This window comes from Paenibacillus sp. BSR1-1 (assembly GCF_030403775.1).
In the GTDB taxonomy this organism is placed as follows: domain Bacteria; phylum Bacillota; class Bacilli; order Bacillales; family Cytobacillaceae; genus Neobacillus.
Window position 1 is genome coordinate 20,494 of sequence record NZ_JAQMWQ010000039.1, and the last position, 12,021, is coordinate 32,514.

The following is a 12,021-nucleotide window of genomic DNA, read 5'->3' on the forward strand; positions in this document are numbered from 1 at the left end:
ATAGTCGTACCAGGATTGTGTCCCGCAGATGCTCCTTTTTTTATCGTTCCACCTGAGGTTGGGACCTTTACTTTCATTCCGGGCATAATCATATCAGGGTTGCTGAGCTGCGTATTCATCTTTTTCAGCTCTTCAAAATTCACGCCGTACTTCTTGGCGATCTTCCAAAGAGTATCCCCTTTCTGTACGATATGGATCTTCACTCTGATTTCCCTCCTATGGCATAAGTCCATATAGTGTATGTGAAGATGGGCAAAGTGCTAACATTCTTCAAAAAAACTTATGCTAATTTTTTTAAAAATATGAATAAGTCCCTGAATAAATGGAGATATACGATTCGCTGATAACTCTTTATAATTCGCTGATAAATCCAAACAGTATATTAAAAAAAGATGCAATCAGCTAAATTGCATCTTTTTTGGCCTATTATGAATTTTTTAGCATCCGTTCAAGCGCTGATTTAGCGTTTTCGGCTATTTCTGGACTAACTTTAATGACATTATTCGTATCTTCTAATGTATCCAAGCTCCATACCAGGTGTGGCAGGTCAATTCGGTTCATGGTCAAGCAAGGACACATATGAGGGTTTAGAGAAATAATCTTTTTATCCGGATGATTGGTAATGAGACGGTTAACCAGGTTCATTTCTGTACCAATGGCCCATGCAGACCCAGGCTCCGCTTTTTCAATTGCATTGATGATATAGCTTGTGGAACCAGCCATATCAGATAATTCGACCACTTCACGACGGCATTCCGGATGGACGATAATTTTCATCTCCGGATACTTATAACGCGTATCAATCACATTTTGAACGGTAAAGTTTTCATGGACAGAGCAATGTCCTTTCCAAAGGATTACCTTTACTTTGGAAACATCACCATCATATTCTAATGTATCGTTAATTGGATTCCAAATAGCCATTGCAGACAGTGGGATACCTAAATCAGCAGCTGTATTGCGTCCTAAATGCTGATCCGGCAAAAATAAAATCCGCTCCTTTTGTTCAAAAGCCCATTTCACCATTGTTTCCGCATTCGAAGACGTAACCGTTGCCCCGCCATTAGCACCGACGAACGACTTAATAGCGGCCGTTGAATTGACGTAGGTTAATGGAAGAATCGTATCACCAAAAAGAGCTTGCAGCTTCTCCCATGCTCTCTCCGTTTGCCCTAAATCCGCCATATCCGCCATCGAACAGCCGGCGCGCATATCAGGCAGGATGACCTTTTGGTTTTCTGTTGTTAAGATATCAGCCGTTTCTGCCATAAAATGTACCCCGCAGAAAACGATATATTCCGCTTCTGTATTTTCCGCCGATAATTGGGCCAGCTTTAAAGAATCCCCTGTCGCATCGGCAAACTGAATCACTTCATCCTTTTGATAATGATGTCCTGGGATGAAAAGCCGTGATCCGAGCTTGTTTTTCACCTCGATCACTCGTGCCTCTAATTCTTCTCGTGACATCTGCTTATATTTTTCCGGAATCATTTTATTGGATTGTAGTGAGGCTAAAATGTTCATCTTATTCTTCTCCTTTATTCCATTTTACTTTTACGCTTATATCTAACGCTTTATAAGAATGGGTCAAAAATCCAAGGGAAATATAATGAACACCTGTATCGCCATAGTCTGCCAGATTGCTCAACTGTATACCGCCTGATGCTTCAGTAATGATTCCTGCCGGAACTAATTTAATTAATTCCTTGATTTCATCAGGAGTGCGATTATCGAACATAATCACATCGGCACCAGCATTCACCGCTTCCACTACTTGTTCCTCTGTCTCAACTTCCACTTCGACCTTCACCATATGACCGGCTTGCTTTCGGACGGCTGCAACAGCCCGTTCAATCGAACCAGCAAAAGAAATATGATTATCCTTAATCATCACACCGTCATACAACCCAAAGCGGTGATTAAAACCGCCGCCGCAGCGGACCGCATATTTTTCAAACATCCGTAGTCCAGGCGTTGTTTTTCGCGTGTCGCAGATTTTTGTAAAATCGCTATTTAAGGTGATAACCGCTTTATTGGTGAGAGTAGCAATTCCGCTCATTCTTTGAATGAGATTAAGTACCACTCTTTCTCCTTTTAACAGATCTGCAATCTTTCCAGAAACAAGCGCAAGCTGCTGACCATATTCAATTCGGTCTCCGTCTTTTACGAGTACCTCTACGTTAATATCATTATTTAACAGTTTGAAACCTGATTTAATAACTTCTTCGCCGCAAAAAATCCCTTCATCTTTGGCTAGAAAAACAATTTCACCATTCGTTTCATCCGCAAAAATTAAATCAGTGGTAATATCCTGTTCGCCTATATCTTCGATAAAAAAGTTCTCAAGTTGTGAGCGCAGTTTTAATGTGTTCATGATCCTTTTTCACTTCCCGTTTCTTTTTATGAGTGAGCGATTTTCTTAGCCAATGATTGTCATCCTCATTCGGATAATCATTTCTATAGTGGCCGCCGCGGCTTTCTTTCCGTTTTAAAGCTGAATCCGTAATCAGTTTTGCCGTGAGTACCATAAAAATCTTTGTTAAGTCTTGAACAGAAAACGAATCAAGTTCAGTTAATTCATGAACCTTAAATTGATGAAGCCATTTTCTCTGCTTCCTAAGATCCACTTCATTCCGGACGATTCCTACCCGCTCCATCATGTAATCCTTGATTTGCTGCTCTGTAGGTAAAATGATTTTTTGCAAGGTAATATTCAGACTCGGCTGTTCTGATTCTGGTGCTTCGACTGGATTAGCTTGAATCCATTCTGATAATTTTTTCCCTTGATACAATCCCTCTAAAAGGGAATTGCTTGCCAGGCGGTTAGCTCCGTGCAGGCCTGTACAAGCCGCTTCGCCTATAGCATAAAGTCCTTCAATGGAGGTACGCCCGATCAAATCCGTTTTGATGCCGCCCATTAAAAAATGGCTTCCAGGAGCAACGGGAATTTTTCCAGCTAATAGGTCAATGCCATTTTGCTCGCAAAGAGCCGTGATCGAAGGGAAACGTTTCTGAAATTCTTTTATTCTACTAATATCTAAATATACGTTATGGCCATTTTTCAAATATTCATAGATCGTTTGTGAAACCACATGCCGTGGTGCAAGGTCTTTATAGGGATGGACTCCCTCCATAATCTGTTTTCCATCCTCTGTCACAAGGATGGCTCCATCGCCCCTCACGGCTTCGGAAACCAAGCCTTTTGTTTCACCATTCAGATATAACAGGGTGGGATGGAATTGAATAAATTCCATATCAACAATTTCGGCACCCGCCAAGTACGCAAGCGCAATTCCATCGCCGCTTACCGTCCTGGCATTTGACGTAAATCTATACAATTGGCCGCAGCCGCCTGTTGCGATGATGATGTGCTTACCGTAATACATATGAATGCTGCCATCCGGCCGCTTTGTTTTTACCCCAATGCAGCGATTTTTTTGCTCATTCAAAATCAATTCATAAGCAAATTCATCTTCTGCTACCAGCACATTATCGGAAAGCTGGCCAATCAAATGCTCGATTACGTTTTTACCAGTGGCGTCCCCGCCGCCATGGACAATACGATGCTCGCTGTGAGCTCCTTCCATGCCTAGGAGCAATTCTCCCTGATGATTTCGATCGAAAACGTCTCCCTTTTGAGCAATGGCCTTAATAAGTGATGGCGCTTCATAAATGATTTCTCTAACTGTATCAGGATTATTGTGGAATCTTCCTGCTTCTAAAGTATCCGCCAAATGTTTGGATGGATGATCCTGTGCTCCAATTGCCGCAGCGATCCCGCCTTGGGCAAGATAGGAGTTAGCCATTCTTATTTTTGACTTTGTGAGAATCCTCACATTCTTATCATTTCCTAATTGGACAGCCAGCTGTAATGCCGCTACCCCGCTTCCAATAATTACAACATCAACATTATTCATAGGTTGACCCTCCCTGATTAACAGGTGTCTTGACATATATATTTACACAGAATTAAACTAAAAACAAGTATTATATTAAAAAGTTATTGGAGAAAATATTATGATATATTTTGATTTTGCCGCTACAACTCCATTAGATAAAGATGCTGCAGAAGTTTATCTGAAGGTCGCAACCGAATACTATGGAAACGCCAGCAGCCTTCATGATATTGGGGGACAATCCTCAGCCCTGCTTGACAATTGCCGCGAAGAATTGGCGCAAATTTTGGGTGTTGATAAAAAGGGATTGTTCTTTACAAGTGGAGCCACTGAGGGGAATTTTTTAGCCTTGGAAGCCTTGTTATCCGCTCCATTAAAAAAGGGCAACCATATTATTGCAGGTATGGCTGAGCATTCATCCATCCATGGAGAGCTTAGGAGATTAGAGAAAGCTGGCTATGAAATTACACTTCTTCCTTTCGATGGCCCAGGACTTATCGATATTCAGAAGCTTGCAAACGAGATTAAACCGGAGACCATATTAGTTGCCGTTCAGCATGTAAATTCAGAAATCGGAACAATCCAGCCAGTCGAGGCTGTTGCAGAAATTTGCAAAGCTCATCAGATTCATTTCCACAGTGATTGTGTTCAGGCATTTGGAAAAATGGATTTAAAAAGTATAACACCACTTGTGAGCAGTATTTCTTTTTCCGGGCATAAAATTTATGGACCAAAGGGGATTGGCGGTGTTTATATCAATCCGCGCATTCATTGGGATCCCTTTTTTCCAGGTGGATCGCATGAAAGCGGCTTCCGGCCTGGCACGGTGAATGTTCCGGCCATTGCGGGAATGACCGTTGCCGCACAGAAAATTATCGGACAGATTTCTTCAAATCATGATACATTTACATTACTGCGAAATACCTTTATTGAAGCACTTACGCCTATAAAAGATAGAGTCGTAGTTTATGGAACTGATGAAGCTGAATCGCAGCTTCCAAATATAATCGGTCTTAGAATCTCAGGGATAGAGGGTCAATGGATGATGCTTGAATGCAATCGCTTAGGATTCGCCATTTCAACGGGAAGCGCCTGTCAAATCGGAATGCAATCCCCTGCAAAGGTTACGCAAGCACTGCGCCTAAGTACAGAAGAGGCCAAACAGTTTATTCGTATTTCCTTTGGCAAATCAACAACGGTGGAAGAAGTCTTACAGCTTGCGAAAAGCATTGTTAAAATTGTCCAGGAATTTTAAATAAGTTATGCTAGAATATAAAAACAGAGATTGTTTGGGAGGAATAATATGGCTGAGCAAAAAAAAATATTAGGAGAAGAAAGGAGGTCCTTGATTCTTCAACTGCTAAAAGACAGTTTCGAACCATTGACGGGAAGCGAGCTTGCTGCCAGGACGAATGTTAGCCGGCAGGTCATTGTGGGAGACATCACCTTGCTAAAGGCAAAAAACGAACCAATTATGGCCACAAGCCAGGGGTATGTGTATTTAAAGCAGAATGCTGGTACCCGGATATATGAAAGAACAATTGCCTGCAAGCATGCACCAAAAGACACGGAAAAGGAATTAAATTTATTGGTGGATCATGGGGTTTTGGTGAAGGATGTAAAAATTGAGCACGCCGTCTATGGTGATTTAACTGCCTCTATCATGGTTTCAAACCGGCAAGAAGTGAAACAGTTTTTAACTAACCTGCAATCAACGAATGCCGCACTGCTGTCTGAACTGACAGATGGCATTCATCTGCATACCATTTCTGCTTCGAGCGAAAAAATTCTTGATAAAGCCATGGCCGCCCTAAAGGCGGAGGGATTTTTAATGGAATCATAAAAGGACCCGGGATATTTTTAATCCCAGGTCCTTTCCTAATTTAATTCGACTAATGTTGACGGATAGCTTCCCATTAGGGTTACCCCGCATCCTAGAGCTTCTAGCTCCGCCATTGCCCCTGGTATTAACACCTCATCAAGCTTCATTTCTAAATCAATAATGAAGAAGTAATTGCCAATCCCAGTTTTCATCGGTCTTGATTCAATTTTGGAGAGGTTTATTTTTCTCCAGGCAAAGGCTGATAAAACTTGGTGGAGGGCCCCGGCGCGGTCAGAAGGCAAAGTTACCATTAACGTTGTTTTAAAATGAGTGGAGCCACAAATAGCTTGAAAATCAAATTCGTCTTCAGATAAAACCACAAAGCGGGTGTGGTTATAGTCAAAATCATGAATATTCCTTTGAACAATGGTTAACCCATATTCTTTGGCAGCTAATTCATTCGCAATAGCAGCCGTATTATGTTCAGGCTCATCCATCACCAATTTTGCCGCAGCCGCTGTAGAAGAGATATATTCAAATGGAACGCCCTTAAATTGATTATGTAAGAATTTATGGCACTGTGCGATAGCATGAGAATGGCTATAAATTTTACTGACATTCTCCCATTTATCGGCATTCGCAGGATGGACCATCAAATGCTGCTTAATCGGCAGGGTAATTTCTCCAACGATTGGGATTTGAGCAACCTGAGTTAAATAATCGAGAGTAATATTAACGGAGCCCTCAAGCGCATTTTCAATCGGAGCAACCGCAAGGGCAACTTTTTTGTCTACTACCGCGTCCATACATTCTGGTATTGTCCGAAAAGGCTCTAGTTCCAACCCTGGAAAAACCTTTGTGACCGCAAGTTCCGTGAAGGTTGCCTTCGGCCCTAAATAACCAATTTTCATTGCATTCCACTCTCCTATTTTTAAAAAGAAAGCTGAGAACTGGTCTCTCAGCAGACTTTTGTCCGCTATGCACCTGTTCCCAGCACTTCTACTTTCTCTACAAATTCGAGTTTTCTAAGTTCGGATAATAATTCATCAATTTCATTTGTCATATTTGCCGTGTTTAATGAAAGAGTCACGTTCGCCCTTCCCTGAAGGGGAATCGTTTGGTGTATGGTTAAAACATTACAGCCAGAAGAGGCAACAACACTTAATAATTTTGACAAGGTGCCGGAGCGGTCCTCTAAATGAAAGAATAACGAAACTAAGCGCTCCTGTTTAATGGTTGAAAACGGAAACACTGTATCCCTATATTTATAAAAAGCGCTCCTGCTTAAGTCGACCCGCTGAACAGCATCCGCAATCGATTCCGCCTTGCCTCTATCAAGCATTTCTTTCACTTCAATCGTTTTTTTCATCGCTTCTGGCAAAACGTCTTCACGGATTAAATAAAATTTTTTATCAATGTTATCCATTTTCATTTCATTACCTCTTTTACCTGAAACCCTAATCAATAAACTCAAATTCGAAATCTAATAACTTAACGACATCCCCATCTTTTGCCCCGCGCTCTCTTAATGCCTCATCGACCCCTAGACCGCGAAGCTGCCGTGAGAAGCGGCGAACCGATTCTTCTGTTGAAAAATTAGTCATCTTAAAGAGCTTTTCAATTTTTTCACCAGAAACCACAAACGATCCATCTGATTCTCTTGAAATGTGGAAGGCATCCGGATCCTTCTCGTGCTTGTAAAGCACACGATGGACACCAGTATCCTCTTCTTCATGCTCAAGCGGGAATTCCGGTGTTTCCTCAATTTTATCTGCAACTGCAAACAATAGCTCGCGCAGTCCTTTTCGTGTAATGGCCGAAATAGGGAAAACCGGATAATCCTCTTCAAGCTTCTCTTTAAAGGTTTCTAAATTTTCCTCCGCACCAGGCATATCCATTTTATTGGCCACAATAATTTGCGGACGCTCTGTTAAACGCAGATTATATTCTTGTAATTCTTTATTTATCGTTAGGTAATCCTCAAATGGGTCCCTGCCTTCAGTTGCCGCCATATCTATGACATGAACAATAACCCTCGTCCGCTCGATATGACGCAAAAACTGATGTCCAAGACCTACGCCGGAATGGGCCCCTTCAATAAGACCAGGAAGATCGGCCATGACAAAGCTTCTGCCGTCCTCAGTTTCCACCATGCCCAGATTCGGAACAATCGTCGTAAAATGGTACTCAGCGATTTTTGGCTTCGCTGAAGAAACAACAGACAATAGCGTGGATTTCCCAACACTTGGGAAACCTACCAATCCTACATCAGCCAGCAGCTTAAGCTCCAGTATGACGTCGCGCTCTTGGCCTGGCTCACCATTTTCTGCAAGCTCTGGTGCCGGATTGGCTGGAGTGGCAAAACGGGAATTTCCCCGGCCGCCGCGGCCTCCTTTTGCAATGATGGCCTGCTGTCCATGCTCAACTAAATCGGCAATAACTTCTTTTGTTTCAGCATCCGTGACAACGGTCCCAGGCGGTACCTTAACAATCATATCCTTGGAATTACGGCCATGCTGATTCTTGGACATTCCATGCTCGCCACGATTGGCTTTAAAATGGCGCTGATACCGGAAATCCATTAGAGTACGCAAGCCTTCTTCTACTTGAAAAACTACATTGGCGCCCTTCCCGCCATCTCCACCGGCAGGACCGCCCTTTGGTACATATTTTTCGCGGCGAAACGCAACCATTCCGTTTCCGCCGTCTCCACCTTTTACATATATCTTGACTTGATCGACAAACATTTTTTTCCTCCTGTCGCACAAATAAATCAACTGATGATTGCGACGAGAGCGCTCGCGTTTTATACCCGTTTAAAGTTTAGGTATAAAAACTTCCAGTGCGAGTTCGCTTTCCGAAAATTCCTTGATCTCTATTTCCAATGATTTGGACTCTCCAAGGAATTTTTCAATCAGTTCACTTTTTATTATTATCCCGCTAAAATCGAAAAAGAAACGGATTCCCTCTGATTGCGGCTCAATTGTAATCGATAAATGGTTTTCTTGAAATGCCTCGATTGCCTTATTTAAGCATGAAAAAAAGGAACTTGTCCAATTTGTCAGGACGGAATCGTTCATTTTTAACGGTTCAGCATCTTCAAGTACCTCATATTCGAGTCTAAAAAAAGGATTCTTCCAATTTGAAGTGAATAAGAGCGAGGCAAACATAGGCATATTTAAATTTGTAAGCTTAGTCTCATGTTGGGCTTCAATGACAATTTCATCAATGACCTCTTTCGCCCGGTCAATTCGATTTAAATCGATGTTCCCTTTAATCAACTGAAGCTTGTTTAACCAATCATGACGCGAGTGCCGCAGCACCTCGACGATTCCCCATTCTTTCTCCATACCCACACTCCCACATTAAGTGTCGGAACACACTGTTTGTTGTTAGTATATCAAAAAAGTAACCATGAGTAAGCTTTTTTATACGAAAGGTTTCCTAAAGTGGTAAAAAAAAGAAGCTCAGTACGAGGAAATACCCTTAATATGATCTTTATCAGTGCAAAAAGAAAACTCTAACCGGTAAGGTTAGAGTTTCCAATAAAAGCATTACGCTTCTTGAGCTACTGGATAAACGCTCACTTTTTTACGGTCACGACCTAAACGTTCGAATTTTACAACGCCGTCGATTTTAGCAAAAAGAGTGTCGTCACCACCGCGGCCTACGTTTTCACCTGGGTAAATCTTTGTACCGCGTTGACGGTAAAGGATTGAACCACCAGTTACGAATTGACCATCTGCACGCTTAGCACCAAGGCGCTTTGCGATTGAGTCACGTCCGTTCTTTGTAGAACCTACTCCCTTTTTAGATGCAAACAACTGAAGATCTAATTTTAATAACATTTATTCCACCTCCTGCTTTTTGAAGGTTATTTTTATGTGCTCTCCGTACGTTTCTTCAATCGATCGTAATGAAACAATCATTCCCTCAAGAAGAAGCTGAACTTTCTCTTGTGTATCGGAAGTAAGATCCTCCGGCAGTACACAGCGGAGAAGTCCATCTGCTCGATGTTCCAGGTCGGGAGTAACACCGGTAAGTTCGTGCACCGCATTGATAGCACCAACAGACACGGCTGATACGCCTGCACAGACAATATCTTTGCCCCGATCAGCGAACAAAGCATGACCACTTATTTCAAAGGATTGAACCGCACCGGACTCAGTACGAGTAATCGTAATTCCAATCATCTATTTTCCAACACCTTACGCGTTGATTTTTTCGATGATTACTTTAGTGTAAGGTTGACGATGACCTTGCTTCTTACGGTTGTTTTTCTTTGCTTTGTACTTGAAAACAATGATTTTCTTCGCACGGCCTTGTTTTTCAACTTTAGCTGTAACAGTAGCGCCTGCAACAACAGGGCTTCCAACTTTTACAGTTTCACCGCCAACGAAAAGAACCTTGTCAAAAGTAACTGTTTCACCAGCTTCAACATCTAATTTTTCAATGTAGATAGCTTGGCCTTCTTCGACTTTAAGTTGTTTACCGCCAGTTTCGATAATTGCGTACATGAACTGCACCTCCTTATAAACTCAGACTCGCCATACACAGGCGTCCCCGCGAATCACGCAGAAAGCTTAGTACCTGTTCTGTGCGGTTGTAGCACGGGTGCTACAAACATAACATTAAAATCATACATAATTTAAGGGAAAGTGTCAATAGAAATTGAAAGCTTTTTGGGATATCTCGTCCACAGTGCCGAATTGCTTCAAAACATAATGATGATCCGGAGCGGGCAGAATCGCAAAAAACACTTTAAAATGAAGCATTTCTTCCAATATTTCCAGGTGAGACTGCAGAAGCTCTTTAACTTCTTTTGTCGTTTCTATTAAGACCGCCTCAAATTCAGAGTGGCGATGCTCGAGAAGCTCTCGCTCAAGACGAAAAGCGATTGTTTCCGCACTTAAGATACGGCCAGTCCCATCGCAAACTGGACATTTCACCTTTAATGCTTCTGATAGAGCAACCTTAGTTTTTTTTCTTGTCAGCTGCAGAATCCCGAGCGGTGTAAAGCCAATCAGTTTCGTTCTTTTTTCATCTTTAGCAAGTTCTTTTTCGAAAAGATCAAAAATCGCTTGCTTGTCCTTTTCACGTTTCATATCAATAAAATCAATCAGGACGATGCCGCCGATGTCCCGCAGTCGCAGCTGTCTGACGATTTCCTTGGCGGCTAGCTGATTGGTTTTAAGAACGGTATCCTGATAATCGGCCTTGCCGGAGAATTTCCCTGTATTCACGTCGATTATGGTCAGGGCCTCAGTTTCATCGAATATGAGGTAGGCACCTTGATCGAGCCACACCACCCGCTTGAGGGCTTTCTCGATTTCATGTTCAATTTTGTTGGCGGAAAAAATATTTTCTAGGCTGTTGTAGTACGTGAATGTAACGTGAGTATTTTTTTGTTCCAGCATTTTTTTGACGTTGAGATCATCTATAATAACTTCACCTGACGTCATTTTTGAGACTTGCTCGATAAGCATTTCCAGGAAGGAATCTTTTTGAAAAATTATCCCTGACTTTTTAAGGGAAGCAGCTGTTTGGAGCAGTTCTTGATATTGGCTTCGAAGGAAATTCAGCTCTACGATAATCTCTTCTTCTATGCTGTTCAAGCTTGAGGTACGAAAAATGATTCCCTCCTCTTCTGTCTTCAAACGGCTTCCTAGACGTTTTAGTGCAGCATTTTGCCGTTCATCGGCAATTTTTTTAGAGACCGCAATGTAATGGCCCTTTGGCATGTAAATTAAATTGCTGCCCTGTATTTCTATTATCCCCGTGACTTTCGGGCCTTTTGTTCCAGTTGCATCTTTGTCCACCTGAACGAGGAGTTTTTCACCCTGGTGGACAAACGAAGAGATGTTCTTCTGCTTTTCGGTTGAGAGTATGTATGAGGACAGGTTGTCACGGTGCAAATAGGCGTTTTTTTCTTCGCCAATATCGATGAAGGCTGCGTTCATCCCGGGCAAAACCTTTGTCACTGTCCCAAAATAAATATTACCGACCAGAGATTGGTGCTCTGGTCGGTCAATTATAATTTTTTCAACTTGTTTGTCACGCAAAACTGCATACCGCTTTTCACGTCCAAAGTAATTGACAATTAATGTTTCCAACCTTGTTTCCTCGCTTTATATAAAATAGCTCATGAATGTCATATGGGATTTCTGAAGGACAAAAAAGACTGGGTGTTCACTAGGAATGTCTTTCACTGAGTCAAGTCCTGATTATTGTGTAAAATCAAAAGCAATTGTTTTCAGCTCTACCTTTTATGATCTTTATCCATACCCTTTCATTTTTTGGGGC

At 42.0% G+C, this 12,021-nt stretch carries 13 protein-coding genes, 1 pseudogene and 1 other annotated feature; of the genes and pseudogenes, 2 read left to right on the top strand and 12 right to left on the bottom strand.

What is annotated here, in order from left to right:
* Positions 1–116 precede the first annotated feature (116 nt).
* The 4 genes and pseudogenes from PH210_RS29875 to nadB all read right to left on the bottom strand — a co-directional run.
* Positions 117–233 (bottom strand): annotated as a pseudogene (locus tag PH210_RS29875) (LysM peptidoglycan-binding domain-containing protein); the annotation flags it as partial.
* Between the two features lie 193 nt (positions 234–426).
* Complete coding sequence (gene nadA / locus PH210_RS29070) at positions 427–1,524, bottom strand: quinolinate synthase NadA (protein WP_289990143.1); 1,098 nt, start codon at positions 1,522–1,524, stop codon at positions 427–429.
* Position 1,525: 1 nt separating this feature from the next.
* On the bottom strand, positions 1,526–2,374 hold the full coding sequence (gene nadC, locus PH210_RS29075) for a carboxylating nicotinate-nucleotide diphosphorylase (RefSeq protein WP_289990145.1): 849 nt from the start codon (positions 2,372–2,374) through the stop codon (positions 1,526–1,528).
* A complete protein-coding gene (gene nadB, locus PH210_RS29080; RefSeq protein WP_289990147.1) occupies positions 2,343–3,917 on the bottom strand; it encodes an L-aspartate oxidase in 1,575 nt (524 codons plus the stop codon). Before nadB ends, nadC begins: the two co-directional genes overlap by 32 nt.
* Positions 3,918–4,017: 100 nt before the next feature.
* On the opposite strand from nadB, the gene PH210_RS29085 reads away from it, so the two are divergent.
* Positions 4,018–5,151 carry an IscS subfamily cysteine desulfurase gene (locus tag PH210_RS29085; RefSeq protein ID WP_289990149.1) on the top strand — a complete coding sequence of 378 codons (1,134 nt, stop codon included), beginning with the start codon at positions 4,018–4,020 and terminating at the stop codon, positions 5,149–5,151.
* A gap of 48 nt (positions 5,152–5,199) precedes the next feature.
* Positions 5,200–5,739, top strand: coding sequence for a transcription repressor NadR (locus tag PH210_RS29090; RefSeq protein WP_289990151.1), 540 nt, complete (start codon positions 5,200–5,202; stop codon positions 5,737–5,739).
* 35 nt (positions 5,740–5,774) lie between these two features.
* On the opposite strand, the gene pheA is transcribed toward PH210_RS29090, so the two are convergent.
* The 8 genes from pheA to PH210_RS29130 all read right to left on the bottom strand — a co-directional run bounded on the left by pheA (position 5,775) and on the right by PH210_RS29130 (position 11,831).
* Positions 5,775–6,629, bottom strand: coding sequence for a prephenate dehydratase (gene pheA, locus PH210_RS29095; protein WP_289990154.1), 855 nt, complete (start codon positions 6,627–6,629; stop codon positions 5,775–5,777).
* Positions 6,630–6,694: 65 nt separating this feature from the next.
* A complete protein-coding gene (gene thrR, locus PH210_RS29100) occupies positions 6,695–7,150 on the bottom strand; it encodes a transcriptional regulator ThrR (RefSeq protein ID WP_289990155.1) in 456 nt (151 codons plus the stop codon).
* 25 nt (positions 7,151–7,175) lie between these two features.
* On the bottom strand, positions 7,176–8,465 hold the full coding sequence (gene obgE, locus PH210_RS29105; protein ID WP_289990157.1) for a GTPase ObgE: 1,290 nt from the start codon (positions 8,463–8,465) through the stop codon (positions 7,176–7,178).
* A 69-nt stretch (positions 8,466–8,534) separates the two neighbouring features.
* Positions 8,535–9,068, bottom strand: a complete 534-nt coding sequence (locus tag PH210_RS29110) for a sporulation initiation phosphotransferase B (protein ID WP_289990159.1) — start codon at positions 9,066–9,068, stop codon at positions 8,535–8,537.
* A 204-nt stretch (positions 9,069–9,272) separates the two neighbouring features.
* Positions 9,273–9,566 (bottom strand): 50S ribosomal protein L27, encoded by a 294-nt coding sequence (gene rpmA / locus PH210_RS29115; RefSeq protein ID WP_026572313.1) that lies wholly within the window; start codon positions 9,564–9,566, stop codon positions 9,273–9,275.
* The gene (locus PH210_RS29120) at positions 9,567–9,911 is read right to left on the bottom strand and encodes a ribosomal-processing cysteine protease Prp (protein WP_289990165.1); all 345 of its coding nucleotides are present in this window, start codon (positions 9,909–9,911) and stop codon (positions 9,567–9,569) included.
* Between the two features lie 15 nt (positions 9,912–9,926).
* Positions 9,927–10,235, bottom strand: a complete 309-nt coding sequence (gene rplU / locus PH210_RS29125) for a 50S ribosomal protein L21 (RefSeq protein ID WP_283919673.1) — start codon at positions 10,233–10,235, stop codon at positions 9,927–9,929.
* A gap of 13 nt (positions 10,236–10,248) precedes the next feature.
* Positions 10,249–10,333 (bottom strand) — a sequence feature (ribosomal protein L21 leader region).
* A 46-nt stretch (positions 10,334–10,379) separates the two neighbouring features.
* Positions 10,380–11,831 (bottom strand): Rne/Rng family ribonuclease, encoded by a 1,452-nt coding sequence (locus tag PH210_RS29130; protein WP_289990171.1) that lies wholly within the window; start codon positions 11,829–11,831, stop codon positions 10,380–10,382.
* Positions 11,832–12,021 lie beyond the last annotated feature (190 nt).

Coding starts and splice junctions, on each gene's coding strand:
- nadA (WP_289990143.1), bottom strand. CDS start 1,524: ATGAACATTTTAGCCTCACTACAATCCAATAAAATGATTCCGGAAAAA.
- nadC (WP_289990145.1), bottom strand. CDS start 2,374: ATGAACACATTAAAACTGCGCTCACAACTTGAGAACTTTTTTATCGAA.
- nadB (WP_289990147.1), bottom strand. CDS start 3,917: ATGAATAATGTTGATGTTGTAATTATTGGAAGCGGGGTAGCGGCATTA.
- PH210_RS29085 (WP_289990149.1), top strand. CDS start 4,018: ATGATATATTTTGATTTTGCCGCTACAACTCCATTAGATAAAGATGCT.
- PH210_RS29090 (WP_289990151.1), top strand. CDS start 5,200: ATGGCTGAGCAAAAAAAAATATTAGGAGAAGAAAGGAGGTCCTTGATT.
- pheA (WP_289990154.1), bottom strand. CDS start 6,629: ATGAAAATTGGTTATTTAGGGCCGAAGGCAACCTTCACGGAACTTGCG.
- thrR (WP_289990155.1), bottom strand. CDS start 7,150: ATGAAAATGGATAACATTGATAAAAAATTTTATTTAATCCGTGAAGAC.
- obgE (WP_289990157.1), bottom strand. CDS start 8,465: ATGTTTGTCGATCAAGTCAAGATATATGTAAAAGGTGGAGACGGCGGA.
- PH210_RS29110 (WP_289990159.1), bottom strand. CDS start 9,068: ATGGAGAAAGAATGGGGAATCGTCGAGGTGCTGCGGCACTCGCGTCAT.
- rpmA (WP_026572313.1), bottom strand. CDS start 9,566: ATGTTATTAAAATTAGATCTTCAGTTGTTTGCATCTAAAAAGGGAGTA.
- PH210_RS29120 (WP_289990165.1), bottom strand. CDS start 9,911: ATGATTGGAATTACGATTACTCGTACTGAGTCCGGTGCGGTTCAATCC.
- rplU (WP_283919673.1), bottom strand. CDS start 10,235: ATGTACGCAATTATCGAAACTGGCGGTAAACAACTTAAAGTCGAAGAA.